Below are 19,853 nucleotides of genomic sequence, written 5' to 3' on the forward strand. Positions count from 1 at the left end.
CTCCATAACTATCCTCCGTTTATCCATTCCCGAACAACAAATGGTATAATATTGTTGATAAGACCTGAAGGCTGCAGGCGACTTGCCTGTTAAGATAAAACAGGTGCTGGAAGGAGTAAATATGAAATCACTTGTACTTTGTGAAAAACCGAGCGTGGCAAGAGAAATTGCCAGAGTCCTCGGCTGCAATAAAACATCAAAAAGCTATATAGAATCAGACAAATATATTGTGACATGGGCATTAGGTCATCTTATTGAATTGAAGATGCCTGAGCATTATGATCCTAAATATAAAAATTGGAATTTAGATGACTTACCAATCATTCCTGAAAAGATGGATCTTAAAGTCATGAAGCAAACAAGCCACCAGTATAAAGCAATTGAACAGCTTGCTAAAAGAAAAGATGTTCATGAATGCATCATCGCAACAGATGCTGGGCGTGAAGGCGAGCTAGTTGCAAGATGGATATTGGATAAAATACGTTTCCAAAAGCCAATGAAGCGACTGTGGATTTCTTCACAGACAGACAAGGCGATTCTCGATGGGTTCCGTAAATTAAAATCAAGCAAAGAATTTGACCCATTATATGCATCAGCAGTATGCCGGGCCCAAGCAGATTGGCTAATCGGCTTAAATGTCACACGTGCATTAACGACTAAGTTTAATGACCCCCTTTCTGCCGGAAGAGTACAGACACCTACTTTATCCCTTGTAATTGAAAGAGAAAAGCAAATTCAATCCTTTGTACCGAAGGAATACTGGACAATTAGTGCTAAAATCGGTGAATCAATCGCACATTTTGAAAAAAATGGAGAAAAACGAATTTTTTCTAAAGAACAAGTCGAAGCAATTATTAACAGCACAAAAAATGAGCGCGCGAAGGTCACTTCTATGACACGGAAGGAAAAAACAGAGCATCATCCTCTTCCATATGATTTGACAGAACTTCAGCGTGATGCAAACAAAATTTTCGGCTTTTCTGCAAAAAAGACTTTAAATGTTATGCAAAAGCTGTATGAACAGCATAAATTAGTGACATATCCAAGAACAGACTCCCGCTACTTGACGACAGATATGAAGGATACAATGTTTGATAGGCTTCAAAGCGTGTCTGCAGCTTACAAGGAAGAAGCTCAAAAGCTGCTTGTCAAAAAAGGCAAAATGGAAGCAGCAAATATATTCAATAATGACAAGGTTTCGGATCACCATGCTATCATTCCAACAGAACAGCCTGTGTTCCTTCACAAGCTCGATAATGATGAAAAGAAAATATACGATTTAATTGTTAAGAGATTTCTTGCACTCTTTTATCCAAAGCATAAATATGAAGTGATTGCGACAACATTAACAATTGGCGGACACAGCTTTATTATTCACGATACAAATGTAATAGAGCCTGGCTTTAAAGCTTTAACGGGCACAAAAGCTGCAAGCAACACACTTCTCAGCTCCTTGAAGCAAGGTCAAGAAGTCGGCGTCAGCTCTGTAAAGAGTGAGCAAAAATGGACAGAGCCGCCACTTCGTTATAGTGAGGCGGATATACTAGGTAAAATGGAGAAATTCGGCTTAGGTACACCTGCAACAAGAGCTGAAATTATCGAGCGCCTTGTCACAACAGAGGTTGTAGAAAGACAAAACGGACGCTTCTATTCTACTCAAAAAGGAAAACAGCTTCTTGAGCTGGTTAATGATGATTTGACTTCACCTGAGCTGACAGCAACATGGGAGCAAAAGCTCGAAGACATTGCTAAAGGTAAAGCAAATCCAGATAAATTTATGCTGGAAATTAAACAGCAGACAAAGCAGTTTATTCTTGAAATAAAAAACAGCGATAAAGCTTACAAAGTCCAGAATCTCACTGGTTCAAAATGTCCAGAATGCGGCTCCTTCCTGAAAGAAAAAAACACGAAAAACGGCAAGGTTCTCGTCTGCTCCAGCATGGACTGCAATTTCAGCAAACGGAAGGATCCTAAGCTTTCCAATAAACGCTGCCCGCAATGCCATAAAAAGATGGAAATCCATGACGGAAAAGCGGGGACCTACTTCCAATGCCGTAGCTGTAATGTTGTTGAAAAGGCAGCAGATCGCAAGAAAACAGTCAGCAAAAAGGAAGAGCGTAAGCTTGTCCAGAAATACACGAAGGATGAAGGCTTCGGCAACAGTCTTGGTGATTTACTAAAAGCAGCTATGAATAAAGAGGACGATAAATAATAAAAAGCAGACCTAATGGTCTGCTTTTTCTAATGTGAAATTCTGTCCACATGGTGAAGATGTTTTCTGCCTGTTGCAACAGAGGCCATCGCCAGCAAGACAAAAATTGCTCCGACTATAAATGGCACATGAGGAGAATACACCTCTGCCAATTTATTCGCAAGCCACGGACCTACTGCACCGCCAAAGAAGCGGACAAAGCTATATGCTGCCGAAGCTGTTGCTCTCTCAACAGGAGCTACTTCCATAACTGCTGTCGTTATAAGTGTATTGTTTGTTCCTAAGAAAAGCCCTGCCACTATAACAGCAATAATAATTACTTCCTTGCTGTCTGTCCAGATGCCCATTGCGAGCAGCGTTAAAGCAAATAAAATCAGCATGGCAGTCATTGACTTAATTGTACCAAATCTTTCCTGCAGTCTTGGCGCAATGAAAACAGAAGTAACAGCTAGACATAAGCCCCAGCCTAAGAAGACATAGCCTAAACCATGTTCATCCAATTCCATTACAAAAGGAGAATATGCCATCAATGTGAAAAACCCTATATTGTATAAAAAGGCCGTTAATCCTAAACGGAATAATCCAGGATATTTAAGTGCCTTAATTGGGTCTAAAACAGAGCTTTTCACCTTGGGCTTTTCTAATTTAGGCATTTTCAGCAATAATGCTAAAAAGGCAATAATCATTAATATACTTACACCGAAAAATGGTCCTCTCCACGAAATGGAGCCAAGCTCCCCACCAAGAAGTGGACCTACGGAAATACCTAAACCAATTGCAGCTTCATAAAGAATAATGGCTTTTGCCGTTCCACCTGTTGATAAACCAACAATTGCAGACAGTGCGGTTGCAATAAACAATGCATTTCCTAAGCCCCAACCGCCGCGGAAGCCGACAATCTGCCAGATACCATTAGAAGATCCGGCTAAGCCTGCAAATACGATTGTAAATAAAATACCTGTCAGCAGTGTCCATTTTATCCCGATCCTGCTTGATACAACTCCAGTAATTAACATCGCAATCCCTGTGATCAAGTTATAGCTTGAAAACAATAAAGACACCTGGCTTGGTGTCGCATCCAATTGCACAGCAATTGCAGGCAAAATCGGATCAACAAGTCCTAGCCCCATAAAAGAAATAATCGTTGCAAAAAAGATTACCCAAATGACTAGCGGCTGTTTATTTGGTGTTTCCAATGAAGTAACAGTCTCCCTGCTCATTAATATCATCCTTCTTTTTATTAATTAATCGATTTAATAATCCATGTAAAAGTATAGACCTTATTAACGTTTACGTCAACGTTAATGTTTACCATTGTATCACTTGCTCTTTTCTTTTCATTATGCCAAAGTTATTAATAAATATGACGTATTACATGTTGCTTTATTGGAGCAACGTAAAAAGGAGCAGCAATTATGGAATGGCTGAAAATTGATGATGTGGCAAAAAGGAGCGGATTGACTAAACGGACAATTCGTTATTATGAGCAAATAGGACTTATCCCTCCCCCAGAAAGAAGTGACGGGGGTTATCGTTTATATACAGAAGAACATGTGACACTATTACTGAAAATCACCAATGCAAAGGATGTACTTGGCTTCTCCCTTCAAGAACTGCAGGAGTTCATTGCCTTAAGTGATGCATTGGAGCTGCAGAAAATGGATTATCGGCAAGTAAAAGGAACGAGCCTGCAAAGAGAAAAGCTGGAAAAAATACTAGAAACGACATTAGAGCAACTGAGGCTGATTGAGTTGAAAAAGCAAAATATCCTTAAAGTCGAGGAGGATATTGTTTCCTTGAAGAACCGGGCGGAGGCTGCTTTAAAAAGATGGGCCGAAGAAGACGCCAAATAACAGAAAGCCAGCATTCTTCATGCTGGCTTTCTGTTATTTCCTATTTGCAAACTGCCTAAGCAGCTCCTCAACAGTTAAAAAATCTGTACTTGGTACATTCCACTCCGCCTGCTTTAATATAGCGGAATTTCCGATGCTGACGGAAAACATTGGTGTTTTCATTATTCCTTTAAGCCCTGCCTCTCCATCTTCCACAGCTGCACAGCTGTCATATGAAACGCCAAGGCAGTCGGCTGCTGTTAGGAATATTTCCGGATCTGGCTTGCCCTTTGTCAGCTTATGGGGATCAACAATGCACTCAAACCAATCCTTTATCCCGAATTTCTCCAACAGAAGTGGAGCATTAGAGCTGGAAGAAGCAATCCCCATCTTAATGCCAGAATTTTTTAAGCTTAACAGGAATTCATACATGCCTGGAAGCATGTCTCCTTTTGTAAATTCAGCAATAAGCTCCCTATAATACTCCCCTTTTTTATTTCCTAGCAGCAGCTTCTCCTCCTCTGTAACATCCCTGCTGCATCTGTTTGAAAGCTCGTCCATCAATACCTTCCGAGGTATCCCTTGAAAGCGCAGGTTGTCCTCCGTTGTAAATGGAACCCCAAGCTCATCAGCAATTCTTTTTGTTGCTTCATAATAATGCTGGACAGTATCTGCAATTACACCATCAAAATCAAAAATAACAGCTTTTAAAGTTCGTTTCATGATTTCCTCCGTCACGTAATAATCTATATATTATAGCAAAAACTTAGAGGTGATGCCGTCTCTCGTGAGAATCAAAACTAAGCAGGAGTTATTATCTGAACATAACTTTATTGCAAATAAATCTTCTACTATTATGACAAATCAGTTTATTTATGAACGTAAACAAGCTACAATGAATAAAAGGATTTGCCACATCAGACATTATATTGATAAAGCAGAACGACTCTTGCATGCAAATTGCGGGATATTCGTATCTGCTCTGAAAAGGCAATCGTTACATATCATGCTCTTTAGCAAAGGAGAATAACAATGAGTACATTTCAGCAAAATTTAGAAAAATATGCAGAACTTGCAGTGAAGGTAGGAGTTAATATCCAGCCTGAACAAACGCTTGTAGTTAATACAACAATTGATGCAGCAGAGTTTGTCCGCCTAGTCGTTCGTAAAGCATATGAAGCAGGTGCCAAAAATGTTGTTGTTAATTGGACAGACGATACTGTTACAAGAACAAAATACGAGCTTGCACCCGCTGAGGCATTTTTGGAATATCCGGAATGGAGAGCAAAGGAAACAGAAGAGCTTGCTAAAGCTGGTGCTGCATTCATGTCCGTCCTATCGTCTAGTCCAGATTTGCTTAAAGGCATTGCAACAGAAAAAATCGCTAACTTCCAAAAGGCTTCTGGAAAAGCATTGAGCACCTTCCGTAAATATGTACAATCAGATAAGGTCAGCTGGACTGTTATCGGTGTACCTTCTGTTGCATGGGCGAATACTGTATTTGCAAATGAACCGGAAGAAAAACGCGTTGACCTTCTTTGGGACGCTATCTTTAAAGCATCCAGAGTAGATCAAGAACAACCAATTGAGGCATGGAAGCAGCATGACAAAAATCTTCATGAAAAAGTGGATTACTTAAACAACAAAGCTTATAAAAAACTACATTACAAAGCTCCTGGCACAGACTTGACAATTGAGCTGCCAGAAAACCATCTATGGTGCGGTGCTGGAAGCATTAATGAAAAAGGCTTTGAATTTATGGCAAATATGCCAACAGAAGAAGTTTTCACAGTACCTCACAAAACAGGTGTTAACGGCACTGTTGCAAGCACGAAGCCATTAAGCTATGGCGGAAACATCATTGACAACTTCTCCGTTACATTTAAAGACGGCAGAATTGTTGATGTGAAAGCAGAGCAAGGCGAAGAGATTCTGCGCCAGCTTGTTGAAACAGATGAAGGCTCTCATTACTTAGGAGAAGTCGCACTTGTACCGCATCGCTCACCTATTTCAGAGTCCAATATTCTTTATTACAATACATTGTTTGACGAAAATGCATCGAATCATTTAGCGATTGGCAGCGCGTATGCTTTCTGCATTAAAGGTGGAAAAACAATGTCCAGCGAAGAATTGGCTGCTGCAGGCTTGAACGAAAGTATTACACATGTCGACTTCATGATTGGGTCTGATAAAATGGATATCGACGGCATTACAGCAGACGGAAAAACAGAAGCAGTCTTCCGCAACGGAGACTGGGCTTTCTAATAACCAAAACAACCCTGGGAGATATGTCTGCCAGGGTTGTTGTTTTATTCACTGTCTTTTTTTACAAGCTGAATTTGCTCTAATTGCTGGCTGCTGTCCAGAATGAATTTCATTTCATAATGGTTGGCAGTATAAGTAGCAATGTAGCCATCATGCTCCTTGTTCGCAGAAAATGTATCCGGCTTGCCTAATATCTCATTGATTATAGACATATTTATCTTAAGGCGCATGCCAGGAATCGCAATCGAAGTTACCTGCTTTGTCTTACTATCATAGTAGTATGTGACCTCCGGGTAAGTTACCATCATTGTTCCATCACTTTGCTTCGTATCTGTATACTCTTTATTCGACTTTGTTATTTCGCTTATGCTTGTACCAATTGGATACTGGCTGCCTAACAGCATCCCCTGTTCAGCAATTGTTAAAGCATCTTTTGAGAGAGTAAGATTTTTAAATGGCAAATAGTACTCTTCCTCCTCAAGCCATCTCTCCATTTCCTTTTCTTTATCAATATAAGTTGTGTCCGTCTCTTTAAGCTGCAGACGCTCTGAACTCAACGTCCATGTAGTCACTTCATACAAATCGGAATTCTTTTTTTCTGCAGTCTGCAAATAGTTTTGCTGGATACTTTTAATTTTGCGCTTTAAGACTGGAATTTCCTTCTTAGTAAGGGACGTAAGCTCTCCCTCCTTCATCACATACAGTGATGCAACAGTATTATCCTTTGCCTTTGTTTGATAGACTGCAATAATACTATGCTTATTGACGGTGTATGTGCTGATATTTTTATTTTTTGTATTAAATACGAGCGGATCCCGCAGTTTAATCGCTTGTTTAAGCTCCTTCTTATCATCTTCTGACTCCGCCGTTAAATAAAGGGAAAATTCCCCTTCTACAATAGAATCATCTTTATCTCCGAGAAAGCTATCCTCTTTAAGTGGATATTTCTCCGTTTCATCGCCTACTAAATATGCTTCGTATACTTCATTGTCCTCCTTAAGTGTTAAAGAGGATATTGCATTTTCTGTGATCCACTCTACCTGTGTTTCAGCAAGTTTCGCCGAAGCCTCATTCTCCTCGGTCTTTTTTGAACTTAGTTGAATTGCCCCCACGACAACCAAAACAGCACATAATATAAGCATGCCAATATATATATATAGTTTCATTATATTCTCCTGATTATAAAAACACGTAATTTGCCTATCTTTTTAAGCGTACTTATTAATATTAACAAAATGGCTACCTTTCTACAAATCAAGGTTTTTCCAGTTTCCGCTTACTTATTATTTGGAAAAATCAGCATAAGGCAGCAGCCCTTTTTGGACCGGCTCCTTTTTATGTTATTCTATAGTTAGTTCTGGTCAGAAAAATGATAAATGGAAAGGGTTGATATTTTATGGTTCAATATCATCTTGCCATCACCGGAAAGGTTCAAGGCGTAGGCTTTCGGTACTTTGTACAAATGAAGGCAATGGAATATAATGTTCACGGCTGGGTCAAAAACAGAGACAACGGTTCTGTTGAAGCTGTTATTTCAGGACCAAAAGAGACGCTTGATTTATTTATTGCTGACATCAAAAAGGGAAACAGGTTTGCCGCAGTACAGAATGTAGAGATCACTGAGCAGCAGGCCGAGACGTTTCGCTCATTCAGTATTCGGTACTGATTCTAGTTAGAAGCAACAAAAATTAGTGTGATTAAAGTTAGGAGTTTTAGTATGTGGAAAGAATTTAAAGCCTTTGCTGTCAAAGGCAATGTTATCGATTTAGCAATCGGTGTAATCATTGGCGGGGCATTCAGCAAAATTGTCAGCTCCCTTGTGAATGACATTATCATGCCGATAGTCGGCGTTCTTCTTGGAGGAGTTAATTTAACAAGCCTTCAATTAACCTACGGCAAGGCAACTGTCCTTTACGGACAATTTATCCAAACAATTTTAGACTTTTTTATTGTCGCCTTTTCTATCTTTATGGTTATCAAGCTGATTACCAAGTTCAAAAGGAAAAAAGAAGAGGAAATTGTCGAAGAAAAGGCACCATCCATTGATGCAAAGGAAGAGTTATTGATGGAAATCCGCGATCTTTTGAAAAAAGACCGAGTCAGACAGGAAGAAAATTAATTTTTTTTGAAACATTAACTATGTTTCATACGTAAAGAGATTAAAATATAAACAATGGAGTGACTTTATGTACGCGCATAGTGTTAACACAAATCATCTACCTGCTGTCTTAAGAGCATTTGCCTTATCCTTAGGGATTGCAACTGTTGGAACATTAGTAGGTAACTTTATTCCAGCTTCACTCTTTTTACCATTAGCAATATTAGAGGTTGTGATGCTTGTTATTGCCTTCTTTCTTAGAAGAGGGAAATCAATGTCCTATTCCTTCCTTTATGCCTTTACGTTTATTTCGGGAATAACGACATATCCAATCGTTTCCCATTATATTTCCACTATCGGCGCTAATGTCGTCATAATGGCTTTAGGAACAACAACAGTAGTTTTTGCTGGACTTGCAATATATGCAACGACAACAAAACGTGACCTTTCCTTCCTCGGCGGAATGCTAATGGCTGCATTACTTGCCTTGATTGTGATCTCTATATTTAATATTTTCTGGCCTTTAGGCACCACTGCCATGCTTGTCTACTCCTTTATCGGAGTGCTTGTGTTCAGCGGATATGTGCTTTTTGACTTTAACCGTATGAAGCATTACGGAGTGTCAGCAGAGCAAGTACCATTGATGGCTTTAAACCTTTATCTAGACTTCGTGAACCTGTTCATCAACATCTTGAGAATCTTTGGAATCCTTTCAAGTAAGGATTAACCTAAATGCTGCCTGTTAACACAGGCAGCATTTGTTATTTCATCAATTTCCCTTTCACATGACGAATGAACTCGGCTGGATCATCCTTGATAATAAAAGAGAAAACTCCCTTATTTGTATGCAAGTACAGCATTTGATAAAGATTATTTGTTTTTTTTACAGATATGTCGTAAACAATCTCTAACTGAAAAACAGTTTCCTCTGCCATGATTTTGTCACTACAAAGAATCATGCTTTGTTTTATCTCTTGGACGACCTGCCTATTAAATTCAATCCTTCTTGTGACAACATAATAAGCCAGTTCTGCCATTATTACCTCCTGCTCATTTATGCATATTGTCTGTTAATAATGAATCATAAATACTTGTTAATACGTGCATTCCTTTTCTTATGTCTTGTTCATTTAGAAAGGAATAGCTGAGCCTTATATATGGAATATCCCGTTCTAAAGGGTCACAAATCTGGCCCGGAACATAAGAAATAGAGTTTTCAAGCGCCATAGCCTTTAGCTTGTTTTTATCCATTGTCTCGTCTATGCGCACCCACAGGTTTAGCCCGCCTCCGGGGCTATCCCAATGGAAGGAATGGTCCCGAAGTGCCTCTTCCATCTTTTCCTTCCTTATCTGCAATGCTATTCTCAGTTTTTCCATATGTGTACGCACCCTGTCGGAGGTTAGATAGAACAAAAAGGCCTTCTGGCTTAGCAGCGGTGTCCCATTGTCAGCAAGTGCCTTTCCTTTAATCAGCCATTTCATCAGACTTGGATGTGCGACCATTGCACAAATCCTTAATCCCGGAGCCATATATTTACAGAAACTTCGCAAGTAAATAATATACCCACCTGTATCATAGGAGTAAATAGGCGGAGGCGGAGTTTTGTGAAAGTAGATTTCACGGAATGCATCATCCTCAAGAATGATACATTGATATTTTTCAGCAAGCTCTGCCAGCTGTTTTCTCTGCTCAACTGGCACAGTATAGCCTGTAGGGTTTTGATATGTCGGATTTGTGTAAAACAGCTTTGGCTTATACTTCTTCATAAAGTATTCCACTTCTTCTAGACAAAAACCTGCTGCTGTTATAGACACAGGTATAAGTTTTGCCCCTCTGTTTGCAAATATATCAGCCGCTCCACTGTATGTCGGGCTTTCAATTAGCACATAATCGTGCGCTTGAACAAACACCTTGGCAATGATATCAATCCCTTGCTGCGCTCCAGATGTGATGACTATTGATTCTTCTGGTATGTATAAACGGTCGTACTTTTGAAAGTAGGCTGACATACCTGTTATCAGCTCTTCATCACCTTTAACATTTGCATAAGTTCCAAGCAAATGCGGATATTTGTCAAATATCTCCTTCGCATGCTGAGAAAGATATCTATTTGGCAATAAAGTAGGATCAACAACGGATGCTGAAAATTTATAAGTGACTGGCTCACGATGGATATCGGAGAGATGACTGTTATGAATATAAGAACGAATTGCTGGCTGCTCCTCTGATATATTGCTTATATGGTCACTATCTTTTCTGTAATAGCCTGTTTTATCCTTTGCATAAACATGCCCTTGCTCTTTTAAAAGCTGGTATGCCTTCAAGATAGTCAAACGATGAACACCAAGAAGCTCGGCAAGGCTTCGTACAGAAGGAAGCCTTTTATCTTTTGGCCACTCCCCTGTTTGGATACGTGTTAGCATATATTCATGTACTTGCTTGTAAAGTGCCGTTTGTTCAGATTTCATAACCATATTGATCCCTCCTTTATCCATTATTGTACCATTTCCTTAAATCTGTTCTATGTGAAATTATCTGGTCTGTCCTACCTGTTTTACAATAACGGCAGGAGGGATTTCATAATGACCATTTTCTTGTATAGTTTAATGTGTTTTATTTTTGGAACTACTTTTTTAGCAATCAAGGTTGGAGTTGACGAAGGCTTTCCACCCTTTCTGTCTGCGGGGATTCGTTTTTTGGCTGCAGGCGCCATTCTGTATTTAATTTTGCTTGCCCGTAAAAAGACATCCTGGAAGATTCTTTTGCGCAAAGAGCTGATGTTCACAGGATTTACCTTAACATTTATAACATTTGCTTGTCTTTATTGGGCAGAACAGTTTGTTTCCTCAGGAATTGCGGCAGTGCTGTCAGCTTCTGCTCCGATTATCATTATTCTTATCCAAACTGCCTTTATGGGAGTAAGAATTGATAAAGCCAGCATTGTCGGTATCATACTAGGATTCGCTGGAGTTTTCTTCCTATTTCTTCCGGGTCTATCCATCACTTGGAATACTTTCTGGATTATCGGGTGCGGAATTATCCTTTTTGGTCAATTTGGCTATGCAACAGGTTCAATTTGGTCTGGGAAAACGATTAGTACATTTAAAAAGGAAAGTCCAATGGCATTGAATGCTGTGCAAATGATATACGGAGGACTGTTTCTGCTGCTTTTATCTCTATTCGCAGGGGAACCTGCGCCTAATATAACCATACCGGGACTTTTGTCGATTCTTTATTTGACTGTAGCAGGGTCCATGATTGCCCATACTATTTATTACTATCTTGTCGCAAAAACAAATGCCTTTCTTCCTTCGACATGGTTATATGTTTCACCTTTAATCGCGTTAACAATAGGTCACTTCTTTTATAACGAAGCTGTTCATCCGGTCATGCTTGTTGGTGTTTTACTGATTTTATCAAGCCTTATTTTAGTAAACCTTGGAAAGATACTGCAATTTGTGTCCATAAAAAAAATGGCATCCTCTAAATGAGGACGCCATTTTTCAAGGGCTTTCGTCTAAATAAGACAAAGAAAGACGGATAAGACATGATTCTAGAAATATCATCATTTCCTGGAAAATAATTCAGCTGTTTCGACAGCATTTCCTATAAATCACAGTTTCAGATGTCTGTTCACTTGGACTTATATTTTCGAGCAAGCTCCTGTGTCTCTACTTTTCTGTTTCTTCTCATCTCTGCCCGAACTTTTCCGGACTCAAACAAACTAACTTCTTCTTCTGTTTGCGGCACAACCTGCGGTACAGCTGTTGGCTTGCCATGTTCATCAATAGCAACCATTGTTAAAAAGCTAAGAGCACAAAGATTTTTAACACCTGACAGCAAATCCTCTGCTGTTACTTTAACGAACACCTCCATAGAGGAAGTGCCTGTATAGGTGACAAATGCTTCTAAACAAACAGAATTACCTTCATAAATGGGGTGTAGGAAATCAACTGAATCAGTTGAAGCTGTAACAATATGCCTTCTTGCATGTCTCATGGCAGCAATAGCAGCCGTATCATCAATATATGCCATTAATTTCCCTCCGAACAATGTGCCATAAGTGTTCGTATCTGTTGGGAAAACAATGCTCGTTTTAACAACGAGCGACTCACTGCAATATTTAGAATCTACCATATATCCTCCTTAGGATTGCTATCTAAGATTACTTCCTATAAATATTATATGTAATTTCCTAATTGCCGTCTATTAGACCTCATGCTATTGAAAGAAAGAATTTTTCTTTTTTGCCTTTAGAAGATCACCCATCCATCCCCTTGTTTTTAAATAAGCATAAATAATTACAGTAGTCAGCACGATTAAGGCAAGCGAAATGGCATAGCCATATTTCCAATCAAGCTCAGGCATATATTTAAAGTTCATACCCCACAATGCTCCAAGTGCCATAATAGGAGTACAAAGGGCAGTAAACACTGTCAATGTCTTCATAATTTCATTTCCTCGATGCTGGGAAACAACCTCTTCAAAATGGACGAGATTATTTAATTCTTTTTCATACTCATCAACTAAAGTAAGTCCTCTCTGAATCCGCTTAGAAACTCGCTTATAATCTCTGCCATCTGTGGCATCCTCTCCAAAGGCTTCCTCAATGGCAAACTTCAGCTCTAAAAAGGGCATCATGACGTTTTTCCAAATAAGTATTTCATGCCTTGACTGATAGATTTTGTCTAAGGTTTTTGTACTATTCTTCTCTTTCACATCCCATATTAATTCATCTAGCTTCTCCTCGTATGTATCAATATGGTAAAGAATATCTGTCATAATGTTGCCAAGTATCACCATAAACCCATCAACTGGGGATATGGCATTTTGGGCAGATTGAATAATATCTGTCCTTTTGTTTAAATGTAGGCTGTTATCATGATAATCCAATGTGATGAGATAATCGCCACACAGGTAGAAGTAAAACAGCTCATAATCTCCTCTTTCCTCAATTTTTCGATTATAGATAATCGAACCACTCAAAGATTCCTTGCCAATTATTGATGTATCCATCTCCAAATAGTTTCCTTTTTTTTCATTGATGATTTTGCGCCAATCTTCAATGGAAATGTCCAATTCTGCTTTTAATTGGTCGATCTCTTCAATCTTTTCAAGTGCATACCAAATCCATTTGCCCATGTGATGCTTTTTCAAAAAGATCACTCCGATCGCTTTTTTACTTTTATTTTCCCCTATTTCAAGGAAAAAAAACTTAAAACGACGCGCAAGGTTTCTTATCTGTCAGTCTTGGGTAAATAAAACTAAGCAATATTTTTTGGACAAACTATTCGGAGGGATGAATTATGAAAACGATGCGAACATTAGCGGTTGTCGGTGCAGGCGTTGGGGGTTATCTTCTATTTTCCTCAAAAGGAAAAGAAATGATGCAGCGGGTCACTCAGATGTTACACTCCAAAAAGGATGAATCACCTATCATGAAGGCTGGAAATCCCGATCCGCAAGATATCGGTGACAACAATATGGTTAGTGAAGGTGCTATGTATTCAGTAAACTACTATAATAAGCAGAGACCAGAGTAAGAAAAAAGGTCTCCACATTAAATGGAGACCAGTTTATTTACTTTCGGACGCAATTGCTCTTTTGCTCTTTTCATGCGTGTTTTAACCGTTGAAAGGGGCGTTTTTGTTTTGTCGCTAATTTCTAGCAATGTATTGTTATGATAATAGAATAATAGAAGAGGCTCCTTGTACATTTGTGGCAGCTCTTCTAATGTATCAATCATTTCTTCCTGAGCACATTTATTTATAATTGTATCCTCTGGCGGTAAGGAAACGGATGTCTCCCGTACATATGTATATACTGTTTCCTCCCAGAATTTCTTCGATGTCTTTTCTTTTCTCCAATAATCACGGCATTTATTTATCGCTATTTTATATAACCAGCTTTTTGCTTTACTGTAATCTTCGAAGGAAGAAAACGATAGATAGGAAGATATAAGTACTTCCTGATAAATATCTTCGGCTAGTTCTTTATGTTTGACCAATGAAAGGATATAAGCAAATATAGCATTTCCATGTTCTTTAATTATCTCTTCATAACAGGCTTCTTTACAATCACCTGTGTAGTTATTAATTAGGGGTTCCATCATTATCCTCCTTCCCCTAGGACGCTTCTACACAATAAACGAAACCGCACCTATTAACCCCTACACTTTTTTTAAAAGTTTTTTATATTTTTATTGATGTGCTTGTTTGCCTGGTGAAAGCCAAATGGAAAAGCCGATTTTTTTGCAAATGGTTAAATAATGCAGGAGTGCTAGAATGACAGCACCTAAATTCATGCCTATTGCAATGCCACCCATCTGTAAATGGCTTAAGGAGCCAAGATAATAGATAGCTGTATACGAAAAAACAGTAGACCAAATCGAGTGAAATACTGCATCCTTTAACAGCCCGAGACCAATAAGGAAAGCCTGCATTGGAATCGTGAAATAGTGCAAGAAGAAATACGGCCATAATAATTGCACAATGGAAGCAGCTTGAGATGAGTGAAAGAATTTCATTGTCAGCGGCTCTGCATAAAAATAAAAAATGGCAATAGCTACTGACCCGTACCCAAGGGTTATCAGCATTACTTGTTTAAGCAGATGCTGTAAATGTAAATAGTTCCTTTCGGCATAAGCCTTTGAAACGGTCGGGATAAGCATTGTCATAAAGGAGTGCGCAATAAATGCCGGAAAAAAGCCAATAGTCAAGGCAATACCTGCAAGCATTCCATACTGCTCTGTCGCATTTGCTGCAGTTATACCCGATGCAACCAATGCGCCTTTTATTAAAAAAGGCTGTATAGCATGGGACAATGCATGAAAAATCCGTAAGCCTGTCGTCGGAATGGACACAGACAAAAGATCCTTCCAAATTGCCTTGCCACCCATCCGTTCATTTTCACCTTTTCTAATGCGTTGATACTGAACGAAAAACATATGAAGCAAATACAAAAATACTACTAAATCACTGCCAACAATGGTACAAAATGCGATTAAAACAGAGGTTTCCAAATCAAAGGAAAACCATTGAAAAAGAAATACAAGCATTCCTAGTTGAACAATTTTACGCAGGAAATTAGATGCTGCTATCTTTCCCATTTGCTGTTTGCCCATAAAGAAGCCTCTTGCAATCGACGTAAAGGAAATAACCGGCAGCAGCAAAAGAACGAGCCATTTTAAGATTGGGTGATAATCCTGGAATATCGGAATAAATGGAATGACGAAACCAGCGACTATCGTAAGTACAATTGTAAAGATGATTGTCCATTTTATTACTTGTTGAAGCATACTGTGATGATAGACTGAATCCTTTTCAGCAATAAACTTCGAAATAGAGACAGGAAGCTCAAAGCTCGCCAGCAGCACAATAAGGAATATCGTCGGCAGAACTGTCATGAAAAGTCCGAGTCCTTGTTCCCCCAATTCCCTCGCCATAACCATGTTAATCAAAAACTCAATACATTCACCAAAAAACGCCGTAACAATCAGTAAAAGCGTACCTTTATAAAATGAGCTCATCGATCTCTCCTTACAAAAAAAATAGATTATTTTCTTTTGCTTTTAAACCATCATATGAGACAAGTTATAAAAATATATTTATTTGTTTTAAATTGACGTTAATCAAACGTTTGTTTAAATAAGACAAACCCAATAACGACAAGGCTTTATAACAATTGAAATAAAAAAAATCCGCAAGGTTTCCCTGCGGATGCTTCTACTCAACAAGCCGATATTTAAATGCATAAATGACAGCCTGCGTCCTGTCCTGCACTTGTAGCTTGCTTAAAATATTACTAACATGTGTTTTGACTGTTTTGATGGCAATAAACAAAACATCGGCAATTTCCTGGTTGCTTTTCCCTTCAGCCATTAGCAGCAGTATTTCCATCTCTCTTGCTGTTAGTTCATCATGAAGCAAGACTTGCGGCTTCTCTCTCATTTTCATCATCATTTTATCAGTGACCTCTGGTTCGAGGACAATCTGACCCTTAAAGGTGGAACGGACTGCCTCAGCTATTTCACTTGCCTTTGACGTTTTCAGCATATAACTGGTCGCTCCTGCCTGCAATGCTGGATATACCTTCTCATCATCCAGGAAGCTCGTTACAATAATAATTTTCGCTTCAGGCCAGGCTTCAACAATATGCTTTGTTGCTTCAATCCCATCCATTTCATCCATGACCAAATCCATTAAAATGATATCAGGGCGCAATTCTAAAGCCATTTCAATTGCTGTTTTTCCATTGTCAGCCTCACCGACGACTTCAATATCCGACTGTGCCGATAAATAGGAGGACACGCCTATCCGCACCATCTCGTGATCATCAACAAACAGAACTCTAATCATGCTTTCGCCTCCATATCTAAAATCATTGGCACCTTCACTTCAAGCCGTGTCCCTTTTTGCTGCAGACTGACTATTTTCAGCTGACCGCCAATTTCCGCTGCCCGCTCCTGCATGTTCTGCAAACCATATGAGCCGGTTTTACTTTCTTCCACATCGAATCCAATCCCATCATCCATGACCCTTAAGATAACATATTGTTCTCTATGTAAAAGCTGCACATCAAAATTACTTGCTTTTGCATGCCTAAGTGTATTTGATACAGATTCCTGCAGTATACGGAATAAATGGTCTTCAATCCCTTTATCTAAACTAAATTCCTCTAGCTTCCATGTTATTTTCATTTCTACTTTATGGACAAGCTCTGATAAAAGCTCCATTATTCCTTCTTTTAACGTTTTATCCTTAAGAGCTGCAGGTCTCAGGTGTAGCAGCAACGCTCTCATTTCAAGCTGTGACTGGTGGATTGTCTCTTCTACTAGCTTTAACTGCTTTGACTCAATCGGATCACCTTCCGGCTGCCTTCTTTCATTGATGGCAGACAATAGCATGGAAGCAGCAAAAAGCTGCTGACTGACAGAATCGTGAAGCTCTCTTGCAAGCCGATTCCGTTCATCAGCAATGACAGCTTGCACTCTGGAATGCTGATCCTCCGCTTGCTCTGTCACAAGCTTTTGTGATAGTCTAATCTGTTCCTTAAGTTTGTTTTGTACATTCGTTATTTTTGCCCCTAAAGAATGTATTTCCTCATAAAACCCAGAGCTCTCTCGTTCCAATTCCTTATTTTTGTCTCCACTGTGGATGATGCCATCAAGTGCATTAAACTGCTTCCTCCATGAATACCCGCTCATCACACCAAAAAAAAGACCTATTGCCACATCTGCACTAACTAGAAATAGAACAAATGGAATATCAAGGACTTGCTTCTCCCAAATATCATTCCAGCTATCTGGCGGGAACACAAGCAGGAAGGCACCTGATGTGAACAGAAGCAGAATTAATGCAATACTCATTCCCCAGAGAATTTGCCTTTGGATTATGCTCATATTCTTTTCACCTCAAGATTTCCTACAAGGAAAGAGGTGATAATCTTCACTCTTGTCTCAGCCTGATCAAAACCAGTGCTGCTTCTCATAATATTCATATTGAATGCATTGACCGCATTCTCTTCATCAAATATATACGCAGAACCGAGCAGGACAGAATGATTAATGCTGACCTCTAAATCATAAGGAATGTATATCTTCACATTGCCGACTAGATTTCGCACTGCTATAACCGTCTCTCCTTGCGGCAAAACTGTATAGCTTAAATCGATGATTGTGTCGCTTGCACCTGTTTGAATATTGATATCCTTCCATTCGTAAACATGATCAGGTGTCTCATTCCGATGAAACAGGCGATTGCGAAACATTGGCTCCTTTTTAATAATGACCTCATCAGCATCTCCTGCTTCCTTATGCTTGATGATCGGCTTGATTACTTCTTTGTTGTTCTTTTTCTGGATATACTGCACAAACCAGTAAAAAAGGAGACTGAACAGCAGGAATTTTACTGTAAACATATTCAGTACACTGATTAAAAGTACAAGCAAACCAGCCCAAAACATCAGCTTGCCTATTTTCCTTTTCCTTCCCTTTTTACCGTAATACATTAGTCCAATCGCAACTAAAAAGGAAAAAATCAACCCTGGATGCAATACAAAAATCTCTAATAGAAGCAGGAATCCAGCGATGATGACAATCCATCCTGCAAAGTCCTTCTTTATTCTCTGAAACAACGGAATTCCTCCTTCCATTCATGCTGGCTACGCCCTTCCGGCTATTGATAATAGCGTATTATCCACACTCGGAAAGGCGTATAAAAAAACCTACGCCTTTTAAGAATATCATTTTTTTCAAGAAGTGAAAGTTTCATCTTTCTTTTCCTCTATCTTTTTTTCTAAAGCAGCTATTTTTTCATCAATTGTATGCTGATAGTACTTGTTAGTTATCTTTTTCTCCAAACCGTCGATATATGTTTCCATTTCATCGAACTTAGCTGTTCCGGCAGAATTTCCTTGTTTATCGGTCATTTTATTCATTGTGTAAGAAGCTCTAGTCATGTTTTCTTTCCCCATCAGCTCAAGACGACGAATGTTCATGTCCTTCAGTTTATGCTTCATTTCTGCATATTTTGCTTCTAGCTCACTTGTCTGCTTATCAGTGATTTTCAGTGATTCCGTCAACCGGACAATTCTTTCCTCATAATGATGTTGTTCTGTTTGAGCAAAAGAGAACAGCTCCTCTTCGCCAGCCTGTGACGCGATTTCTGCTTGCTTTTTACGTTTTGCAGCAAGTTCCTCAGCCTCTTTAAGCTCTTTTGTGAATGCTTCTTTTAATACATATTGTCGTTTCACAAGCTCTTTTACTTTTTCTGTTTCTTTTTCACATTCTTTTAAATATTGGTTAAGAAGCGCTAGGGGATTTTTATTTTCCTTTTTGTCGAGCACTTCATTTATATCTGCCATTACTGCATTTTTAATTCTTTCTAATAGGTTTGCCATGATTTTTTTCCTCTTTTCTGTTTAGTTTTTATTTATTTAGTTCAGACCATTGCTTTTCAAAATTCTGGAACGGATCATCTGAGTTTGATTTCTGTGTAACTGCACCTGATTTCTTCCACTTTTTAAACACTAACAACAGGACGTATGCTGCAACAAGGGCAATGATTGCTGGAAGATTGCTTGCTGTGATGCACAGTAACACGATACCTAAAGCACCCCAGCCTATTTTTGCCCCAGTTGTACCTGCCTTCATAAATTGCTTGAACACAAGGTACAGCAATACTCCGCTAATAACTAATCCTACTAAAGGACCTAAATGTGACAGCAGGACAATTGCCGCTATCGCTCCTATAAGAAATAAACCAACTTTTTTCATCAATCAATCTCTCCTTTCTTATACTCCTATCATAGCTTTCGACATGATTTTTCATAACGTGCTTCCGCTTGATTTCTATCTAAGACTTGAGGCTTAGTGAATACTCAGCAGTTTCTAGAATACGAAAAAAAGACCTTCATACAGAAGGTCTTTATATGTAATAACCCTAT

General features: G+C 39.0%; 23 protein-coding genes. 9 read left to right on the forward strand and 14 right to left on the reverse strand.

The features are described 5' to 3' along the window. The first annotated feature begins 121 nt into the window (after positions 1–121). Positions 122–2,212 (forward strand): DNA topoisomerase III, encoded by a 2,091-nt coding sequence (locus tag EM808_RS20045; RefSeq protein WP_127740086.1) that lies wholly within the window; start codon positions 122–124, stop codon positions 2,210–2,212. Between the two features lie 29 nt (positions 2,213–2,241). On the opposite strand, the gene EM808_RS20050 is transcribed toward EM808_RS20045, so the two are convergent. Continuing rightward, positions 2,242–3,432 (reverse strand): MFS transporter, encoded by a 1,191-nt coding sequence (locus EM808_RS20050; RefSeq protein WP_127740088.1) that lies wholly within the window; start codon positions 3,430–3,432, stop codon positions 2,242–2,244. A gap of 195 nt (positions 3,433–3,627) precedes the next feature. On the opposite strand from EM808_RS20050, the gene EM808_RS20055 reads away from it, so the two are divergent. Beyond that, on the forward strand, positions 3,628–4,065 hold the full coding sequence (locus EM808_RS20055; RefSeq protein WP_127740090.1) for a MerR family transcriptional regulator: 438 nt from the start codon (positions 3,628–3,630) through the stop codon (positions 4,063–4,065). A 33-nt stretch (positions 4,066–4,098) separates the two neighbouring features. On the opposite strand, the gene pgmB is transcribed toward EM808_RS20055, so the two are convergent. Further along, positions 4,099–4,767 (reverse strand): beta-phosphoglucomutase, encoded by a 669-nt coding sequence (gene pgmB / locus EM808_RS20060; protein WP_127740092.1) that lies wholly within the window; start codon positions 4,765–4,767, stop codon positions 4,099–4,101. Positions 4,768–4,831: 64 nt separating this feature from the next. Here pgmB and EM808_RS20065 point away from each other — a divergent pair, with 64 nt between their 5' ends. Both EM808_RS20065 and EM808_RS20070 read left to right on the forward strand, forming a co-directional pair. Then, complete coding sequence (locus EM808_RS20065) at positions 4,832–5,074, forward strand: hypothetical protein (RefSeq protein ID WP_127740094.1); 243 nt, start codon at positions 4,832–4,834, stop codon at positions 5,072–5,074. A gap of 2 nt (positions 5,075–5,076) precedes the next feature. Continuing rightward, the gene (locus EM808_RS20070; protein WP_127740096.1) at positions 5,077–6,309 is read left to right on the forward strand and encodes an aminopeptidase; all 1,233 of its coding nucleotides are present in this window, start codon (positions 5,077–5,079) and stop codon (positions 6,307–6,309) included. Positions 6,310–6,353: 44 nt separating this feature from the next. On the opposite strand, the gene EM808_RS20075 is transcribed toward EM808_RS20070, so the two are convergent. After that, entirely contained in the window at positions 6,354–7,475 is a 1,122-nt protein-coding gene (locus EM808_RS20075) for a DUF4309 domain-containing protein (protein WP_127740098.1), read from the reverse strand. A gap of 230 nt (positions 7,476–7,705) precedes the next feature. On the opposite strand from EM808_RS20075, the gene EM808_RS20080 reads away from it, so the two are divergent. The 3 genes from EM808_RS20080 (at position 7,706) to EM808_RS20090 (ending at position 9,134) form a co-directional block, all read left to right on the forward strand. Then, the gene (locus EM808_RS20080; RefSeq protein WP_127740100.1) at positions 7,706–7,975 is read left to right on the forward strand and encodes an acylphosphatase; all 270 of its coding nucleotides are present in this window, start codon (positions 7,706–7,708) and stop codon (positions 7,973–7,975) included. A gap of 51 nt (positions 7,976–8,026) precedes the next feature. Next, positions 8,027–8,428, forward strand: a complete 402-nt coding sequence (gene mscL, locus EM808_RS20085; RefSeq protein WP_127740101.1) for a large conductance mechanosensitive channel protein MscL — start codon at positions 8,027–8,029, stop codon at positions 8,426–8,428. Between the two features lie 67 nt (positions 8,429–8,495). Further along, the gene (locus tag EM808_RS20090) at positions 8,496–9,134 is read left to right on the forward strand and encodes a Bax inhibitor-1/YccA family protein (protein WP_127740103.1); all 639 of its coding nucleotides are present in this window, start codon (positions 8,496–8,498) and stop codon (positions 9,132–9,134) included. A 34-nt stretch (positions 9,135–9,168) separates the two neighbouring features. On the opposite strand, the gene EM808_RS20095 is transcribed toward EM808_RS20090, so the two are convergent. Then, a complete protein-coding gene (locus tag EM808_RS20095; protein WP_127740105.1) occupies positions 9,169–9,444 on the reverse strand; it encodes a hypothetical protein in 276 nt (91 codons plus the stop codon). Between the two features lie 13 nt (positions 9,445–9,457). Next, complete coding sequence (locus tag EM808_RS20100) at positions 9,458–10,882, reverse strand: aminotransferase-like domain-containing protein (protein ID WP_235856669.1); 1,425 nt, start codon at positions 10,880–10,882, stop codon at positions 9,458–9,460. 108 nt (positions 10,883–10,990) lie between these two features. Between EM808_RS20100 and EM808_RS20105 the strand changes: the two genes are divergently transcribed. Continuing rightward, positions 10,991–11,899, forward strand: a complete 909-nt coding sequence (locus EM808_RS20105; RefSeq protein ID WP_127740107.1) for a DMT family transporter — start codon at positions 10,991–10,993, stop codon at positions 11,897–11,899. Positions 11,900–12,041: 142 nt separating this feature from the next. Here the strand turns inward: EM808_RS20105 and EM808_RS20110 are convergent, their stop codons facing one another. Continuing rightward, positions 12,042–12,545, reverse strand: a complete 504-nt coding sequence (locus EM808_RS20110) for an acyl-CoA thioesterase (RefSeq protein ID WP_127740109.1) — start codon at positions 12,543–12,545, stop codon at positions 12,042–12,044. Positions 12,546–12,629: 84 nt separating this feature from the next. Continuing rightward, positions 12,630–13,565, reverse strand: a complete 936-nt coding sequence (locus EM808_RS20115) for a magnesium transporter CorA family protein (protein ID WP_127740111.1) — start codon at positions 13,563–13,565, stop codon at positions 12,630–12,632. Positions 13,566–13,714: 149 nt separating this feature from the next. Here EM808_RS20115 and EM808_RS20120 point away from each other — a divergent pair, with 149 nt between their 5' ends. Beyond that, positions 13,715–13,951 carry a hypothetical protein gene (locus EM808_RS20120; protein WP_127740113.1) on the forward strand — a complete coding sequence of 79 codons (237 nt, stop codon included), beginning with the start codon at positions 13,715–13,717 and terminating at the stop codon, positions 13,949–13,951. 17 nt (positions 13,952–13,968) lie between these two features. Here the strand turns inward: EM808_RS20120 and EM808_RS20125 are convergent, their stop codons facing one another. The 7 genes from EM808_RS20125 to EM808_RS20155 form a co-directional block, all read right to left on the reverse strand. Then, on the reverse strand, positions 13,969–14,517 hold the full coding sequence (locus EM808_RS20125; protein ID WP_127740318.1) for an RNA polymerase sigma factor: 549 nt from the start codon (positions 14,515–14,517) through the stop codon (positions 13,969–13,971). Positions 14,518–14,607: 90 nt separating this feature from the next. Continuing rightward, on the reverse strand, positions 14,608–15,936 hold the full coding sequence (locus tag EM808_RS20130) for a polysaccharide biosynthesis protein (RefSeq protein WP_127740115.1): 1,329 nt from the start codon (positions 15,934–15,936) through the stop codon (positions 14,608–14,610). Positions 15,937–16,132: 196 nt separating this feature from the next. Further along, entirely contained in the window at positions 16,133–16,765 is a 633-nt protein-coding gene (locus tag EM808_RS20135) for a response regulator (RefSeq protein WP_127740117.1), read from the reverse strand. After that, positions 16,762–17,808: a sensor histidine kinase gene (locus tag EM808_RS20140; RefSeq protein WP_127740119.1), complete on the reverse strand. Its 1,047-nt coding sequence runs from the start codon at positions 17,806–17,808 to the stop codon at positions 16,762–16,764. Before EM808_RS20140 ends, EM808_RS20135 begins: the two co-directional genes overlap by 4 nt. Then, the gene (gene liaF / locus EM808_RS20145) at positions 17,805–18,542 is read right to left on the reverse strand and encodes a cell wall-active antibiotics response protein LiaF (protein ID WP_127740121.1); all 738 of its coding nucleotides are present in this window, start codon (positions 18,540–18,542) and stop codon (positions 17,805–17,807) included. The genes EM808_RS20140 and liaF overlap by 4 nt, the downstream gene beginning before the upstream one ends. 117 nt (positions 18,543–18,659) lie before the next feature. Continuing rightward, positions 18,660–19,307, reverse strand: a complete 648-nt coding sequence (locus EM808_RS20150) for a PspA/IM30 family protein (protein WP_127740123.1) — start codon at positions 19,305–19,307, stop codon at positions 18,660–18,662. Positions 19,308–19,335: 28 nt separating this feature from the next. Continuing rightward, positions 19,336–19,683: a lmo0954 family membrane protein gene (locus tag EM808_RS20155; RefSeq protein ID WP_127740125.1), complete on the reverse strand. Its 348-nt coding sequence runs from the start codon at positions 19,681–19,683 to the stop codon at positions 19,336–19,338. Positions 19,684–19,853 lie beyond the last annotated feature (170 nt).

Source organism: Niallia taxi (genome assembly GCF_004005475.1).
Lineage (GTDB): Bacteria > Bacillota > Bacilli > Bacillales > Cytobacillaceae > Niallia > Niallia taxi.

Coding starts and splice junctions, on each gene's coding strand:
- EM808_RS20045 (WP_127740086.1), top strand. CDS start 122: ATGAAATCACTTGTACTTTGTGAAAAACCGAGCGTGGCAAGAGAAATT.
- EM808_RS20050 (WP_127740088.1), bottom strand. CDS start 3,432: ATGAGCAGGGAGACTGTTACTTCATTGGAAACACCAAATAAACAGCCG.
- EM808_RS20055 (WP_127740090.1), top strand. CDS start 3,628: ATGGAATGGCTGAAAATTGATGATGTGGCAAAAAGGAGCGGATTGACT.
- pgmB (WP_127740092.1), bottom strand. CDS start 4,767: ATGAAACGAACTTTAAAAGCTGTTATTTTTGATTTTGATGGTGTAATT.
- EM808_RS20070 (WP_127740096.1), top strand. CDS start 5,077: ATGAGTACATTTCAGCAAAATTTAGAAAAATATGCAGAACTTGCAGTG.
- EM808_RS20075 (WP_127740098.1), bottom strand. CDS start 7,475: ATGAAACTATATATATATATTGGCATGCTTATATTATGTGCTGTTTTG.
- EM808_RS20080 (WP_127740100.1), top strand. CDS start 7,706: ATGGTTCAATATCATCTTGCCATCACCGGAAAGGTTCAAGGCGTAGGC.
- mscL (WP_127740101.1), top strand. CDS start 8,027: ATGTGGAAAGAATTTAAAGCCTTTGCTGTCAAAGGCAATGTTATCGAT.
- EM808_RS20090 (WP_127740103.1), top strand. CDS start 8,496: ATGTACGCGCATAGTGTTAACACAAATCATCTACCTGCTGTCTTAAGA.
- EM808_RS20095 (WP_127740105.1), bottom strand. CDS start 9,444: ATGGCAGAACTGGCTTATTATGTTGTCACAAGAAGGATTGAATTTAAT.
- EM808_RS20100 (WP_235856669.1), bottom strand. CDS start 10,882: ATGGTTATGAAATCTGAACAAACGGCACTTTACAAGCAAGTACATGAA.
- EM808_RS20105 (WP_127740107.1), top strand. CDS start 10,991: ATGACCATTTTCTTGTATAGTTTAATGTGTTTTATTTTTGGAACTACT.
- EM808_RS20110 (WP_127740109.1), bottom strand. CDS start 12,545: ATGGTAGATTCTAAATATTGCAGTGAGTCGCTCGTTGTTAAAACGAGC.
- EM808_RS20120 (WP_127740113.1), top strand. CDS start 13,715: ATGAAAACGATGCGAACATTAGCGGTTGTCGGTGCAGGCGTTGGGGGT.
- EM808_RS20125 (WP_127740318.1), bottom strand. CDS start 14,517: ATGGAACCCCTAATTAATAACTACACAGGTGATTGTAAAGAAGCCTGT.
- EM808_RS20130 (WP_127740115.1), bottom strand. CDS start 15,936: ATGAGCTCATTTTATAAAGGTACGCTTTTACTGATTGTTACGGCGTTT.
- EM808_RS20135 (WP_127740117.1), bottom strand. CDS start 16,765: ATGATTAGAGTTCTGTTTGTTGATGATCACGAGATGGTGCGGATAGGC.
- EM808_RS20140 (WP_127740119.1), bottom strand. CDS start 17,808: ATGAGCATAATCCAAAGGCAAATTCTCTGGGGAATGAGTATTGCATTA.
- EM808_RS20150 (WP_127740123.1), bottom strand. CDS start 19,307: ATGGCAAACCTATTAGAAAGAATTAAAAATGCAGTAATGGCAGATATA.
- EM808_RS20155 (WP_127740125.1), bottom strand. CDS start 19,683: ATGAAAAAAGTTGGTTTATTTCTTATAGGAGCGATAGCGGCAATTGTC.